This window comes from Mangrovibacterium diazotrophicum (assembly GCF_003610535.1).
GTDB lineage: Bacteria > Bacteroidota > Bacteroidia > Bacteroidales > Prolixibacteraceae > Mangrovibacterium > Mangrovibacterium diazotrophicum.
The window spans coordinates 3204081-3218736 of record NZ_RAPN01000001.1; the positions used below are offsets into that span (position 1 = coordinate 3204081).

Below are 14656 nucleotides of genomic sequence, written 5' to 3' on the forward strand. Positions count from 1 at the left end.
CAACCGATTTCTCCAACAACGATTCCTACTTTTTATTCTCAAAAGTTATACTTGTTTTGTTGTCGGCAGAAACTTCTTTGGAAGCCAGAATTGAACAGAGCTTTTCAAGACACTTGACCATCCCCTTTTCAACTACGGCGTAATCTTTCAGCTCCTTGCCCGCATAAATAAACATGATGGCTAATTGCACGTTCTTTTCCACCGAAATGCGTAACAACTCGCTTTTATTTAAACGGTAGGTTTCTCGCATCAGTCGTTTAAGGTAATTGCGCTTTACGGCCCGCTTAAAGTTTCGCTTGGAAACCGAGAATGCTGCTTTTACCGGACGACCATCTTCAAACGACAACTCGCGGTACACCACTTTTAACGGGAATACAAAAAACGATTCACCATCGGCAAACAACTCACCGATAGCTTTCCGACTGCAGAGCCGGTCGTTTTTTGAAAGGCTGAATTCGCTCATTAGGAAACTAAAGTACAATAAAAAAGGGGAATCAACTTCCCCTTTCATTCCGGTGTATAAACTCGTGTGTTTACTTTACTTTGTTGTGTTCTTTGATGAACTGTTCCAACGCCATCGTCATCGATGGTGCCTTGGCTGTTGGAGCTTCAATATCCAAACGTAACCCTGCTTCGCGCACAGCAGTCGCTGTTGTTGGACCGAAACAGGCAATTTTCGTGTCGTTTTGTTGGAAGTCCGGGAAGTTTTGTTTCAATGACTTGATTCCTGACGGACTGAAAAATACCAGAATATCGTAGTTCACATCCTTCAAATCAGACAAATCACTGCTTACTGTGCGATACAGAATCGCTTTGGTGTATTTGTAACCACCTTTATCGAGTAATACAGGGATCTCTTGTTTGTGAATGTGCGAAAGAGGAACAAGGAATTTGTCATCCTTGTGCTTCTTCATAACCTCTACCAAATCAGCGAAAGCACCGTTTCCGTAGAAGATTTTTCTTTTTCTGTAGACGATATATTTCTGCAGGTAGAAGGCTGTTGCTTCCGAAATACAAAAATATTTCATCGTATCAGGAACGGTAATACGCAATTCCTGGCAAATTCTGAAGAAGTGGTCGATAGCTGTCCGGCTTGTAAAAATTACAGCCGTGTGATCCAGAATCTGGATCCGTGTCTGCCTGAATTCTTTCGAAGAGACTCCTTCTACTTGAATGAAAGGCCTAAAATCCACCTGAACAGCCGTTTTCTCGGCTAAATCAAAATAGGGGGATTTTGCGGTCTCAGGCTTGGGTTGCGATACTAAAATTTTCTTGATTTTCAAGATTTCTTACTTTTAAAAATTTATATACCAACTTTATACTAACACCAATTTGTAGATAAAGAATAGTGGTAAAATTTCAAGGGTACAAAGGTACAAAATCAAATAAAATAACGGAAAATCTTTCCGGACTAAAATTTTCATACCCCGAAACACCAGTAAAATATAGCATCCCAGAGCCATCACGACACCTAATCCAATGATTATTTGTGGATTTGGGAGTCGCGAGAAGGCCAAAATCAGCGTAACCGGGATCAAGCCTAAGCCTAAAATCCGGTTATAAAGATTCATGTTATACAGGATCTCCTGGGTCTCTGAAACGGTTTCACTAATCTTTCCTTGCAGCGAATACAAGAATTGTTTACCAACAAAATAGAGGACTGTTCCGGAAAACAACAGCAAGTATTTCAACAAATTATGTTTGACGTAAAAATCGATCTCTTTCCCGAAAATCTGGAACAAAAACAGGCTGGCAGTTAAAAAGAAGATGATGTCCAACCGGAAAGCAACATGGGTAAGGCTCACCGACCGCTCGCGAAACAGGCGCGAAGCAGTTCCATAATTAACGGCAGCCTGGAATAATTGCACCAGGTATTTACCGAAAAACAACCGCACCGTGGCGAAAAGTGCGAAAACCAGAATTAAAACACCAACAACCCAATCGGCTTTCCGTCCCTGCAAATTGCGCATCGGTAATGTTAACCTCGGGGACTCTGTCGTTGTACTTAATTGAACCTGGATGGAATCGACCGGGTGAATCATCTCCAGCAATTTCATTTCTTCCGGACGATAACGGTAATTTTTTTGCTGAGCGGGAACTGCATTTGCCATTTTATTACCGGCGGTGCCCGTATTGCTGGTAGACTGAGCTGACAGCGGTTTCGCCTGGCGCAATTGCGGTTTCTCCTGAACTTTCAGGCTGGAATCCGCTTGCACCGTTCGAGTCGGAAGGGTATTTTTCAGACTATCTTGCTGCAAATAAAACGCTGTCATTCCTTACTCAGTGTGAATTTCTTTGCAAAAATAATGAATTCGTGATGCAAAACAGATCATTCATTAACTTTGTGCTTTATTATTTTTTACATCACTATGCCTGAAAGCAATTCATATTCTCTGGCCCCTCTGCAAGGCTTCACCGATTTCGTTTTTCGCAGCTGCTATCACCGGGTGTTTGGAGACATTCAGGCCTATTATATCCCCTACATCAGTTTTGGTCCCGGCAACAAAATTCGGAACAGCCAACTGCGCGACCTGCTTCCCGAGAACAACATGGATATCCCCGTGATCCCTCAAATTCTGTGTTCCAATGCCGAGGAAATGCACCGCCTGGCCGAAATCGTTAAAAATTACGGATACACGAAACTGAACCTGAACATGGGCTGCCCCTACCCCATGGCCACCAACCGCGGACGCGGATCAGCATTACTCGAAAATCGGGACGAGCTGAAACAGATATTCGACCATCTTTTCTCCAATTTTCAATTTGAAGTATCCCTCAAGTTTCGGGCGGGCATGACAGACGAAAACAGTATTTTCGAGCTGATTCCCATCCTCAAAGACTACCCGTTCAGCAAACTCATCTTTCACCCCCGAACAGCCGATCAACTTTACAAAGGTTCGGCCAACCGCGAATTGTATGCCCGATTTGTGCAGGAAATAAACCTCCCCATTGTCTATAACGGCGACTTAAACACCCCGGCTGATTTGGAACAGATTCGGCAACTCAACCCTACTCAATCAGAATGGATGCTTGGTCGAGGTATTCTCTCCGATCCTTTCCTGATCCGGAAAATCGATCACCGCCTTCCTGAAATTCAACAACAACGCGAGCTCAAAAGGGAATTTCATGATTCCATTTTCGAGGAATACCAACGACAGTTTTCCGACCAAGGCCAGGTATTGATGAAGATGAAAGCCTTTTGGTCTTACTTCGCGAACTCCTTTTCAAATCCCTCAAAAGCATTCAAACCCGTCAAAAAAGCGTCGTCCCTTGCAAAATTCAAAACCAACTACCCGGAAATATTTCACAACTTCGAGCTTTAATTAACTCTACTCCTTGACTTTCCGTTAAAGTATTCTTAACTTTTGATCATTTAAGAGATCGTTCTTAAAATACGCATCTGCATTATATCCAACAGCTTACTTTCCATATAGAGAAAAACTAACGCACAATAGAAAATACCGATAACATCTATACATTTATATTTCTGCATATTTAGATATATTTGTCGCAGGAATTTAAAACAAAAAATCAGATATGCGTAAAATCGATCACCTCTTGCTCTTGTTAGCTGTAATGGCTTTACCCATTTTAGCCAGCAGCCAAACCAAACGGCAACTAAGTTTACAGGACGCTCTTCAATTAGCCGAAGAAAACAACCTGGCAACCAAAAGTGCCGAAGCACGTGAATTGGCAGCCCGCGGTCAGTACCGAATGACCAATTCCGTTTTCCTCCCCGGACTAACGGTGAGCACCACCGGTGTCACTACCAACGATCCGCTTTCTTCTTTCGGCTTCAAACTGAAACAGGAAATTGTAACTCAAGCCGATTTCGACCCGACTTTATTGAATGATCCGGACCGTATTGACAACTTCAATACCAAACTTGAAGTTCAGCAGCCGCTACTGAATCTCGACGGTATCTACGCCCGCAAGGCCGCCAAAAACCAGTACGAGGCCATGAGCCTGCAAACCCAACGCGTGAAAGCCAATATTCGCTACCAGGTGAAGAAGGCCTATTTTATGCTGGAGCTCGCTCAAAACGCTGTTGGCGTATTGGAAACATCGGTAAAGGTTGCCGAAGATGCCCTGAAATTAACCAAAGACAATGAAGCACAAGGCTTCGTGAAGCATGCCGACGTTCTGGAGGCGATGGTTCGGGTTGACGAGCGCAAAAACCAACTGCTGGAAGCCCAAAACAACCTGCAATCAGCAAATGAGTTCCTTGCCCATCTATTGGGTGTGGATTTAAATACGCCCATAGAAACAACCGACTCGATGATCCAATCGCCGGCACTGGCGGTGTGGCAAGCATCGGAAACGACCATCGAAGGCCGCTCCGATGTTCAGGCAATCCAAAAGCAAATACAGGGAGCTGAGAACATGCTGAAGTCTGAAAAGATGAAGTTTGTACCCCGCCTCAACGCTTTTGGTGCCTACGAGTGGAACGACAGCAAATTGCTGGGAACTTCGGCCAACAACTACCTGGTTGGAGCAAGCCTGAGCTGGAACCTGTTCGGCGGGTACAAGAATGTGGGTAGCGCACAACATGCCAAAGCTCAATTACAGGAAGCACAATACAATTACGAAGACTATCTGTCTCAAAGCCAAATTCAATTAAACCAGGCCAAACGAAATGTGGAACTGAAATACCAACAGGTGCAATCGGGCAAACTGGCTAAAGAACAAGCTACCGAATCGTTCCGCATCCGCAACGACCGCTTTGCCCAAGGCCTGGAAAAAACAACCGAATTACTGATGGCCGAAGCATTGTCGTCACAAAAGAATCTCGAATTCATCCAAGCCATTTACAACTACAAGGAAGCTGTCTTCCAACTTGAATTATTACTCGAAAAAGATATTAACGAATAAACGCCGCGATAACACATGAAAACTCGTATGAATAAAACCAAGCTTATGCTGCTTGCTGTAACAGCAGCAACCCTGACTCTGACTTCTTGCGGGAGCAAGGAAAAGCAAGAGAGAACCCCTGAACACACCATCACTGCAAAAGTAGCAACGGCCCAGGAAACCAACTACCCGGTACAATACAGTTTCTCGGGTAAGCTGCAGGCCGACAAACAATCGAACCTGAGCACCCGCGTCATGGGACAAGTGCAAAAGGTTTATGTGAAACCCGGTCAAAAAGTAAATGCCGGCGATCTGTTAATTCAAATTCGCAACCAGGATATTTTGGCTAAAAAAGCACAGGTTGAAGCCAGCAAAGTGGAAGCAACCACCGCTTACGAAAGCGCCGAGAAAGACCTGAAACGTTACGAAGCGCTCTACAAAAACAACAGTGCTTCGGACAAAGAAATGGACGACATGCGCACCCGTTACCAGATGTCGAAAGCGCGCTTGGATGCTGTTAACCAAATGGAACAGGAAGTAGAAGAATCGCTGCGTTACACCGGTATTCGCGCTCCGTACAGCGGTGTCATTACCGGGAAGTTTGTGCAGGAAGGCGACATGGCCAACCCGGGCATGCCCTTGCTAAGCATCGAAAGCCCCAGCCAATGGAAAGTTTACGCCCGCATTCCCGAAAGCGACATTGCCCGCCTGGAATTGAACGCACCTGTCAACGTGCAATTCACCTCTATTGCCGGGTTGGAAGTTCAAGGTACCGTTTCCGAAATCAACCCGTCATCAACCAATACCGGAAGCCAGTTCGAAGCCAAAGTTCTGCTAAATACATCCGGCGCCGACGCCAAGCAACTTTACAGCGGCATGTTTGCCACTGTGAACTACGAAGAAGGAACACAACCGATGATTTTAATCCCGAAAAGCAGCCTGGTAACCCGCGGTCAGCTGGTTGGCTTGTACACCGTAAGCCAAGCCGGAACATCGCTACTGCGCTGGGTCCGCACGGGTAAAAGCTATGGCGACTCGATTGAGATTCTTTCGGGATTAAGCGATGGCGAAAAATACATTTTGTCGAGCGACGGAAAATTGTTCGACGGAGCACTGGTTGTAAACAAATAAGCAGAACATCATGAAGACAGGATTTGCAGGCGGAATCGCCAAACTATTCATAAACTCGAAGCTGACGCCCCTTTTGATGGTCGCTTTCCTGATCATCGGGATTTACAGCTCGTACCTTACTCCGAGGGAAGAAGAACCTCAAATTGACGTACCAATTGCCGACATCTTTTTCCGTTATCCGGGTGCTAGCCCCAAGGAAATTGAGTCGCGTGTTATGCAACCGCTTGAAAAAGTCGTTGCCAATATTCCGGGTGTTGAATATGTGTATTCAACATCGATGCCAGGCCAAGCCATGCTGATTGTACAGTTCTATGTTGGCGAAGATATTGAACGCTCGCTGGTAAAAATGTACAACGAGATCATGAAGCACATGGACCAAATGCCGGCCGGAACTTCTCTGCCTCTGGTAAAAACGCGTTCAATTGATGACGTTCCGGTACTTGGGTTGACCTTGTGGAGCGAAAACTACGACGATTACCAACTAAAGCGCATGGCGCAGGAACTGAACAACGAGATTGAACAGGTAACCGATGTTTCGGAAACCAAAGTGATTGGAGGCCGTTCACGCGAAATTCGCGTGGTACTGAACAACGAAAAAATGGCCGCTGCTCACGTCGATGCGTTGATGATTGCCCAACAAATCCAATTGGCCAACGGTCAGTTCCAGGCTGGTTCATTCAGCAAAAACGACACAGAATACCTCGTTGAAGCCGGAGAGTTCCTGAAGTCATCCGAAGACGTAGAGAACCTCGTTGTCGGCGTTTACGACAATCACCCGGTGTATCTGAAACAAGTAGCCGACATCATTGATGGCCCGCAAGAGCCCATTCAATATGTAGAATTTGGCTACGCCCAAATGGACAACGAAAAGAAAGAATACCCGGGCGAATATCCGGCCGTGACCATCTCAATTGCAAAACGCCGTGGAGCTGATGCCATGCGCGTGTCCGACGAGATCCTACAGAAATTAGATATCCTGAAAAAAGACCTGATACCCGACGATGTCAACGTAACCGTAACCCGGAACTACGGAGAAACAGCTTCGCACAAAGTATCGGAATTGTTGATGCACTTAGCAGGTGCGATCATTTCGGTAACCTTTGTTGTGATGCTGGCCATGGGATGGCGCGGTGGTTTGGTTGTGTTCCTATCGGTACCAATCACCTTCGCCCTGACCATGTTTAGCTACTATTTCCTGGATTACACATTGAACCGGATTACCCTGTTCGCACTGGTATTCGTTACAGGTATCGTCGTCGACGACTCGATCATCATTGCCGAAAACATGCACAGGCACTTCAAGATGAAGAAACTGCCGTTCATACAGGCAGCATTACGCTCCATCGACGAGGTGGGTAACCCAACCATCCTGGCAACTTTCACCGTAATTGCAGCTGTATTGCCGATGGTATTCGTAAGCGGTTTGATGGGGCCTTACATGAGCCCGATGCCGATTGGCGCTTCCATCGCCATGATCTTCTCCCTTTTGGTCGCATTGACCATCACGCCGTACCTGGCTTATCGCCTGCTGAAGCACGATAAAGGTGAAGACAAGGAATTCCGCATGGAAGACTCGATGATTTACAAGATGTACAAGAAAACGATCAGCCCGATGCTGGAATCGCCGTTCAAGCGCTGGGGATTCATTATTGGCGTAACCGTGTTGTTGCTGGCTTCCATGACTTTGATTTATTTCAAAATGGTTGCTGTGAAAATGCTTCCGTTCGATAATAAAAATGAATTCCAGGTGGTGGTCGATATGCCGGAAGGCACGACACTGGAACGCACTGCCGCTGTTACAAAAGAGCTGGCTGCTTACATCGCTCTTCAGGACAACGTGCTGAATTACCAGACTTACGTTGGAACGGCTTCGCCGATGAACTTCAACGGCCTGGTGCGTCACTACGACCTGCGCCAGGGAGCCAATGTTGCCGACATCCAGGTGAACCTGACCGATAAAGGCGATCGCAAGGAACAGTCGCACGACATTGCCAAAGCCCTTCGCCCGGGATTACAGGCAATCGGTAAAAAATACAATGCCAATGTGAAAGTTGTGGAAGTTCCTCCGGGCCCTCCGGTATTGTCTACCCTGGTAGCCGAAGTTTACGGGCCAGACATGGATACGCAAACGAAGATTGCCCAGGGTGTGAAAAAAATCTTCTCCGAAACAGCTGATGTTGTAGACATTGACTGGTATCCGGAAGACGACCAGGTTGAATACAAATTCAATGTACTGAAGGAAAAAGCCGCCTTGCTGGGACTGACCACACAACAGGTCACTCAAAGTTTGGCTATGGCACTGGGCGGACAGGAAGTATCGCAACTGTACCAGGAAAAAGAATACGAACAAACGGGCATTAAACTACGCCTGGGCGAGAAAGACCGCTCGGGACTGAACGAACTGAAAAACATCAACATTATGAGCAGAACCGGCCAAATGGTGGCTCTGGGAGATGTGATTGAAGTTGACAAAGGCGTTCAGGACAAGAGCATCTACAGGAAAAATCAACGCCGCGTGGTTTACGTTACGGCCGATGTTGCCGGTAGCCTGGAAAGCCCCGTATATGCCATTCTCGACATGTCGGAAAAACTGAAAGGCATCCAGTTGCCTGAAGGTTATTCCCTGAGTGAGGAGTACACTGAACAACCCTTCACGCAAGATAACTACAGTGTAAAATGGGACGGCGAGTGGCAAATCACTTACGAAGTATTCCGAGACCTCGGTACCGCTTTCGCTGTTGTGCTGCTGGTCATCTACATGCTGATCATCGGTTGGTTCCAAAACTTCAAAGTGCCGTTTGTCATGATGATTTCTATCCCGCTTTCGCTGGTTGGTATCCTGGTCGGCCACTGGCTGATGGGCGCCTTCTTTACTGCGACATCCATGATTGGTTTGATCGCGCTCGCGGGGATCATGGTCCGAAACGCCATCCTGCTGATCGACTTTATCAACCTCCGGCTGGCCGATGGCGCACCGCTGAAAGACGCTGTAATTGAGGCCGGGGCTGTACGTACAACGCCAATCCTGCTGACTGCCGGAACAGTGGTCATCGGAGCCGTGGTGATTCTGTTCGACCCGATCTTCCAGGGATTAGCCATCTCACTCATGGGCGGCAGTATCGCGTCAACCTTCCTGACGCTGATCATCGTCCCATTGATCTACTATATGACTGAAAAGAAAAAATACCCGGAAACGGAAGACACCAATAAAACGGAAAAAACGGAAGAACTATGATGAAGTTTGTCATTATTCAATGCGTGAAAGCGTACCGAGATGAGCTTGAACAAATTTTCAAGTCCATCCAGATCAACGCTTACAGCGAAATGGATGTAGAAGGCTTTATGAAAAACGCCGACGGTACGTCCGATTACTCGAACTGGTTTGGATCGACCAAGAATCCATACAACTACATGATTTCGTTTAGCTTCCTGGCTGCCGACAAAGCAGAAGAGTTGCTGAAACGTGTTGATGATTTCAACAACAGCATTCAGGGCATGAGCCCGATCAATGCGTACATCGTTGGAGTTGAAAAATCAGTTTAGAACGAAAAAGAAAACACTTGAAGGCGATTGGAGGCAATTGTCTCCCACTGCCTTCAACTACTTTCAATCGCATTCAAAAATTAGAAAAAAAAGAAAAAGATATGGTAGAACGAATCATTCGCGCTGTAGCAGGCACATTTGTCCTAGTCAGCATTTTACTGGCGGTTTATGTGAACATCAACTGGTTGTTTTTTACAGGTTTTGTGGGGTTAAACCTGTTGCAATCATCATTCACTAAATTTTGCCCGCTGGAGTACATTCTGAAGAAGTCAGGGGTGAAGTAAATCACCGGTTTTTTGTTTTATTCTGAAAAGCAGGATCCAGATTTGGGTTCTGCTTTTTCAGTTTGGCTGTAAAACAATTGAGGGCTTGACTCAAAGTCAAACCCTCAATATTCGTAGATATTTTTCGAAAAAAATGTTCTCTTTTAGTGAGCTTCCAACCAGTTCTGTGCCGCATTCATTTCAACTTCGAGTGGCAAACCAACGTCAACGGCGTTTTCCATTTGCTCTTTCACGATTTGCTTCACCTGTTCCAACTCATTTTTCGGAACATCGAAGTTCAATTCATCATGCACCTGCAGCAACATTTTAGCTTCCAGCTTTTGCTTTTTCAACTCGTTCCAGATGTTGATCATGGCCAATTTGATGATGTCAGCAGCCGATCCCTGGATGGGCGCGTTAATGGCATTCCGTTCCGCTACCCCGCGTACCACGGCATTGGCCGAATTAATGTCGTTCAGGTAGCGGCGACGCCCTTTGATCGTCTCCACATAACCTTTTTCGCGTGCCAGTTGAATACACTCGTCCATGTATTCCTTCACCCGCGAGAAGTTCTCGAAATAGCCATCAATCAATTCTTTCGCCTCCGATCGGGAAATGTTCAGGCGCTCCGACAAACCGAACGCCGAAATACCGTAAATGATCCCGAAGTTGGCGGTTTTCGCTTTCCGCCGCATGTCCGAAGTCACCTCTTCCAAGGGCACTTTGTAAATCTTGGCTGCAGTTGTAGCGTGAATATCCTGCTTGTTTCGAAAGGCCTCAATCATGTGTTCATCCTTGCTCAAAGCTGCCATAATGCGCAACTCAATTTGCGAGTAGTCGGCCGACAGGAACAAGTGCTCATCATCCGATGCGGTGAAAGCCCGGCGAATTTCTCTGCCATTCTCATCACGAATCGGGATATTCTGAAGGTTCGGGTTTGTAGAACTCAAACGGCCGGTGGCAGCAATAGTTTGGTTGTAGGTGGTGTGAATTTTCCCCGACTTTGCATCAACCAGTTGCGGCAAAGCTTCAACATAGGTTGAAAGCAGCTTCTTCAAACCCCGAAAATCGAGGATTTTCGATACAATCGGATGCTTGTCCACCAATTTGATCAGGACTTCCTCCGAAGTCGAATATTGCTTGGTTTTCGTCATTTTCGCCTTACTGTCGATTTTCAGCTTTTCGAACAGAATTGGCCCCAATTGTTTGGGTGAAGAAAGGTTGAAATCTTCACCAGCCAGCTCCTTGATCTCTGCTTCCAGGTCAATGATTTGTTTGCGCAGTAAATCCGCGTAATCATCCAGTGCTTTCGTATTCAGTGTCACCCCTTCCATCTCCATATCCGCGAGTACGGGGATCAGTGGCATTTCAATTCTCTCAAAAACCGAACGAACACCTGTTTCATCCAGCTTGCTGTCTATGGCTAGTTTTAGTTGAAGGGTAAGATCAGCATCCTCGCAGGCATAGTCACGCAGCTGCTCCACCGGAACATCGAGCATGGTTTTCTGGTTTTTTCCTTTCTTGCCTATCAACTCCTCGGTTTCCACTTTGCGATAATTCAGATAGGTTTCGCACAAATAATCCAGGTTGTGGCGCAACTCGGGCTGAATAAGGTAGTGAGCAATCATGGTATCATACAATGGCCCTTTCACATCCATGCCGTATTGTTTCAACATCGAAATATCGTATTTGATATTCTGCCCGATCTTGCGAATATTCTCGTCTTCGAAAATCAAGCGGAATTCTTCCAGCACTTTCAGCGCTTCTTCCCGCTTCTTGGGCAGCGTCACACAAAAAGCCTCCCCTTTCCGAAACGCAAACGACAGACAAACCAAGTCCGCATTATTCGTGTCCAATCCGGTGGTCTCTGTGTCGAAACAGAATTCCTCCTGCACTGAAAGTTCTGCTTTCAGGCTGGCACGTTGCATGGCGTTTTCAACCAGATAGTATTCGTGGGGCGTATCATTAATGGTCGCGAAATTCGTCTCGACAATAGCTTCTTCTGCTGCTGCAGGAGCCTGCGCTGCTCCAAACAAAGTTCCCTGCTCAAATGATGGCTCTGCCGCTTTCGCCGGTTCCATCTTTTGAACCATCGAGCGGAATTCCAATTCCGTAAAAATCTCCCTCAATTTGCCCCAATCCGGGTCATCCATCGTCAGCTTGGCTTCGTCAAACTCAACCGGTACATCCTGAATGATAACCACCAATTTGCGCGACAAACGAACCTGCTCTTCATGTGTTTGCAGGTTTTCCTTTTGCTTGCCTTTCAGTTCGTCAATGTGCGCATATAAATTGTCAATCGAGCCGTACTGCCCGATCAGTTTCATCGCTGTTTTAGGACCAATTCCCGGGCAGCCCGGAATGTTGTCTGCGGTATCGCCCATCAAACCCAACACGTCGATGACTTGCTCGGGGCGTTCAACCTCGAAGTTTTCTTTCACCTCGTCGACACCCCAAATCTCAACGTCGTTGCCAGCGCGGCCCGGTTTGTACATGAAGGTTTTCTCGGTAACCAGCTGCGCATAATCCTTGTCGGGGGTCATCATGTAGGTGGTGTAGCCGTTCTCGCCAGCCTTTTTCGCCAGCGTTCCGATGACGTCGTCCGCCTCAAAACCGGCTTTCTCAATAATCGGAATGTTATACCCTTCAATAATCTTGCGCACCCAAGGAATCGATTTCCGAAGATCTTCGGGCATTTCATCACGAGTTGCCTTATAAGGTTCGTACATTTCGTGGCGAAAGGTCGGCGCATGCACGTCGAATACCACGGCTACGTGCGTCGGCTTTTCTTTGCTCAGCAGCATTTCCAGGGTGTTGGTAAAGCCCAGCATCGCCGAGGTATTCAGCCCTTTGGAATTGAATCGAGGATTGCGAATAAATGCAAAGTACGAACGGTAAATAAGCGCGTAAGCATCGAGTAAAAACAAACGTTTATCCTGGCTTGCAGTATCTGACATGGTTGAATTTTTTATGTTGATCAAAGTTCGGAAATTGAAACAGAAAACACCTGATGATGTTTTCCGAAACTGATCCGCCCTATGAATAATGACCGAAATTAGGAACTTCCCGCCAATAAATAAAACGGAGGTCAATATTGGTTTTACCGGGCAAGGATGAAAATCGGGGAATAACCGGGTATCCCGGTTGTTGTCGAAGTTGTCGAAAGTTGTAGTCTTGTCAATTGACAACTAAGCAGCAACAACATTGCCCTTTGCGCCTCTGCGTCTTTGCGTGCATCGATATTCACAAAAAAAGGCTGCCAAATTTGACAGCCTTCAAAATGTATGTGTTTTGAAATATCTTATTCCCCGCAAGTGCAACGTTGCAGACAATCAACAATCTGACTCAAGGTATCGTGCTTGAGATAGTAAAAGGTATTTTTCCCCTCACGACGTGAGCAAAGTACCCCTTTGTCCTTCAAAATTCCCAAGTGATGCGAAGTCGTTGATTGTTCGATCCCCAGCAACTCATGAATCTCGGTTACGGTCAATTTCTTGCCCGCTTCCAAGTGCTTCAAAATCGCAATACGCATCGGATGGGCAATCGCTTTCAACATGTTTGCAGCCATATCCAGACGGTCTGCATCCAATTCTTGTATTTTCATTACAGCCATATCAAAATTCTATAACAGATGCAAATATATAAATATATTATTTCTTCTAAAAGAATAAGTTAGCTTAAAAACTATTTTTAGAAAAATTTTAAATAGGATTAAGATAACATAAACAAAAATCGCTTAAAAGTACACAATTTTCGTGCCTCTCAAAGAAATCAGCCGGAATCAGAAAGAAGAAAAGTCGAAAAAATCGAAAAACCGTTTAATTTACTATTTTTGACCGGAGGAAAACAAATAGGCATGGGATCATTGGATATCATTAGAAAACCGATCGAAAAGGAACTGGACGAATTCGAGGATTACTTTAAGAATACAATTCAAAGTGATATTCCCCTGCTCTCGTTGATCATTCAATACGTCTTGCGCAAGAAGGGCAAGCAAATGCGTCCGATGTTTGTTTTCCTGGCCGCCAAAATGAATGGTGAGTTCAACGAAACCTCCCACATGGCCGCCTCTTCCATCGAATTGCTGCATACAGCAACTTTGGTTCACGACGATGTGGTTGATGAATCGTACGAACGCCGTGGAAGCTTTTCAATCAATGCTTTGTGGAAAAACAAACTGGCTGTTTTGGTAGGCGACTACATCCTCGCAAAAGGCCTGTTGCTGAACATCGACAACGAAAATTACCGTTTCCTGCAACTCATCAGCCGCTCAGTGAAAGACATGAGCGAGGGCGAGATTCTGCAGATGCGCAAAAGCCGCAAGCTCGATATTGATTACGAGACTTATTTCGAAATTATTGAAAAGAAAACAGCCTCGTTGATTGCCACCAGCCTGGCTATTGGTGCCGCTTCGGTAACAGAAGATCAGTGCATCGTAGAGCGCATGTTCGAGATTGGTATTGATGTGGGCATCGCTTTCCAAATCAAAGACGATATTTTTGACTACCAGGCAAAAGGCATTCTCGGCAAACCAACCGGAAACGACATTAAAGAGAAAAAGATCACCATGCCGTTGCTTTACGTGCTGAGTAACTCGGACGAAAAAGAACGCCGCCGAATCCTGCATGAGGTAAAACGCAAGCACAAGAACACCGCCAAAGTTCAGGAGTTGGTGAAGCTGGTTGTCGACCGTGGCGGACTGGATTACGCCACCGAACAAATGAACATTTATCGCGACCGGGCCATTCAGAAAATCATGGAATTCCCCGAGACCGATGCTCGCACGGCCCTGATCGAACTGGTCAACTATGTGACTACCCGTAAAAAATAAGGGCACCACGCTAAGCGCAATACCCCCATTTGTACAC

12 protein-coding genes are annotated in these 14656 nt (G+C 46.1%); 7 read left to right on the forward strand and 5 right to left on the reverse strand.

Annotated elements, in window-relative coordinates; genetic code table 11:
* Positions 1 to 25: 25 nt before the first annotated feature.
* The 3 genes from BC643_RS12585 to BC643_RS12595 all read right to left on the reverse strand — a co-directional run bounded on the left by BC643_RS12585 (position 26) and on the right by BC643_RS12595 (position 2273).
* Entirely contained in the window at positions 26 to 463 is a 438-nt protein-coding gene (locus tag BC643_RS12585; RefSeq protein WP_120273423.1) for a ribonuclease P protein component, read from the reverse strand.
* Positions 464 to 533: 70 nt separating this feature from the next.
* Positions 534 to 1283 carry a uroporphyrinogen-III synthase gene (locus BC643_RS12590; RefSeq protein WP_120273424.1) on the reverse strand — a complete coding sequence of 250 codons (750 nt, stop codon included), beginning with the start codon at positions 1281 to 1283 and terminating at the stop codon, positions 534 to 536.
* A gap of 33 nt (positions 1284 to 1316) precedes the next feature.
* Positions 1317 to 2273, reverse strand: a complete 957-nt coding sequence (locus tag BC643_RS12595) for a DUF4271 domain-containing protein (RefSeq protein ID WP_120273425.1) — start codon at positions 2271 to 2273, stop codon at positions 1317 to 1319.
* A 96-nt stretch (positions 2274 to 2369) separates the two neighbouring features.
* Here BC643_RS12595 and BC643_RS12600 point away from each other — a divergent pair, with 96 nt between their 5' ends.
* The 6 genes from BC643_RS12600 to BC643_RS12625 all read left to right on the forward strand — a co-directional run bounded on the left by BC643_RS12600 (position 2370) and on the right by BC643_RS12625 (position 9809).
* Positions 2370 to 3323, forward strand: a complete 954-nt coding sequence (locus BC643_RS12600; protein ID WP_120273426.1) for a tRNA dihydrouridine synthase — start codon at positions 2370 to 2372, stop codon at positions 3321 to 3323.
* A 214-nt stretch (positions 3324 to 3537) separates the two neighbouring features.
* The gene (locus BC643_RS12605; RefSeq protein ID WP_120273427.1) at positions 3538 to 4872 is read left to right on the forward strand and encodes a TolC family protein; all 1335 of its coding nucleotides are present in this window, start codon (positions 3538 to 3540) and stop codon (positions 4870 to 4872) included.
* A gap of 15 nt (positions 4873 to 4887) precedes the next feature.
* Complete coding sequence (locus tag BC643_RS12610) at positions 4888 to 5982, forward strand: efflux RND transporter periplasmic adaptor subunit (protein WP_120273428.1); 1095 nt, start codon at positions 4888 to 4890, stop codon at positions 5980 to 5982.
* 10 nt (positions 5983 to 5992) lie between these two features.
* The gene (locus BC643_RS12615) at positions 5993 to 9217 is read left to right on the forward strand and encodes an efflux RND transporter permease subunit (RefSeq protein WP_120273429.1); all 3225 of its coding nucleotides are present in this window, start codon (positions 5993 to 5995) and stop codon (positions 9215 to 9217) included.
* Entirely contained in the window at positions 9214 to 9525 is a 312-nt protein-coding gene (locus BC643_RS12620) for a hypothetical protein (protein ID WP_147377219.1), read from the forward strand. Before BC643_RS12615 ends, BC643_RS12620 begins: the two co-directional genes overlap by 4 nt.
* 101 nt (positions 9526 to 9626) lie before the next feature.
* Complete coding sequence (locus BC643_RS12625) at positions 9627 to 9809, forward strand: YgaP family membrane protein (RefSeq protein ID WP_120274264.1); 183 nt, start codon at positions 9627 to 9629, stop codon at positions 9807 to 9809.
* Positions 9810 to 9952: 143 nt separating this feature from the next.
* Here the strand turns inward: BC643_RS12625 and polA are convergent, their stop codons facing one another.
* Positions 9953 to 12745, reverse strand: a complete 2793-nt coding sequence (polA, locus tag BC643_RS12630; RefSeq protein ID WP_120274265.1) for a DNA polymerase I — start codon at positions 12743 to 12745, stop codon at positions 9953 to 9955.
* Positions 12746 to 13089: 344 nt separating this feature from the next.
* Positions 13090 to 13392 (reverse strand): ArsR/SmtB family transcription factor, encoded by a 303-nt coding sequence (locus tag BC643_RS12635; RefSeq protein ID WP_245994936.1) that lies wholly within the window; start codon positions 13390 to 13392, stop codon positions 13090 to 13092.
* Positions 13393 to 13644: 252 nt separating this feature from the next.
* Here BC643_RS12635 and BC643_RS12640 point away from each other — a divergent pair, with 252 nt between their 5' ends.
* A complete protein-coding gene (locus tag BC643_RS12640) occupies positions 13645 to 14619 on the forward strand; it encodes a polyprenyl synthetase family protein (protein WP_120273432.1) in 975 nt (324 codons plus the stop codon).
* Positions 14620 to 14656 lie beyond the last annotated feature (37 nt).

Excerpts from the sequence above, each read along its gene's own strand:
- BC643_RS12585 (WP_120273423.1), bottom strand. The coding sequence starts at position 463 with ATGAGCGAATTCAGCCTTTCAAAAAACGACCGGCTCTGCAGTCGGAAA.
- BC643_RS12595 (WP_120273425.1), bottom strand. The coding sequence starts at position 2,273 with ATGACAGCGTTTTATTTGCAGCAAGATAGTCTGAAAAATACCCTTCCG.
- BC643_RS12600 (WP_120273426.1), top strand. The coding sequence starts at position 2,370 with ATGCCTGAAAGCAATTCATATTCTCTGGCCCCTCTGCAAGGCTTCACC.
- BC643_RS12605 (WP_120273427.1), top strand. The coding sequence starts at position 3,538 with ATGCGTAAAATCGATCACCTCTTGCTCTTGTTAGCTGTAATGGCTTTA.
- BC643_RS12610 (WP_120273428.1), top strand. The coding sequence starts at position 4,888 with ATGAAAACTCGTATGAATAAAACCAAGCTTATGCTGCTTGCTGTAACA.
- BC643_RS12615 (WP_120273429.1), top strand. The coding sequence starts at position 5,993 with ATGAAGACAGGATTTGCAGGCGGAATCGCCAAACTATTCATAAACTCG.
- BC643_RS12620 (WP_147377219.1), top strand. The coding sequence starts at position 9,214 with ATGATGAAGTTTGTCATTATTCAATGCGTGAAAGCGTACCGAGATGAG.
- BC643_RS12625 (WP_120274264.1), top strand. The coding sequence starts at position 9,627 with ATGGTAGAACGAATCATTCGCGCTGTAGCAGGCACATTTGTCCTAGTC.
- polA (WP_120274265.1), bottom strand. The coding sequence starts at position 12,745 with ATGTCAGATACTGCAAGCCAGGATAAACGTTTGTTTTTACTCGATGCT.
- BC643_RS12635 (WP_245994936.1), bottom strand. The coding sequence starts at position 13,392 with ATGAAAATACAAGAATTGGATGCAGACCGTCTGGATATGGCTGCAAAC.
- BC643_RS12640 (WP_120273432.1), top strand. The coding sequence starts at position 13,645 with ATGGGATCATTGGATATCATTAGAAAACCGATCGAAAAGGAACTGGAC.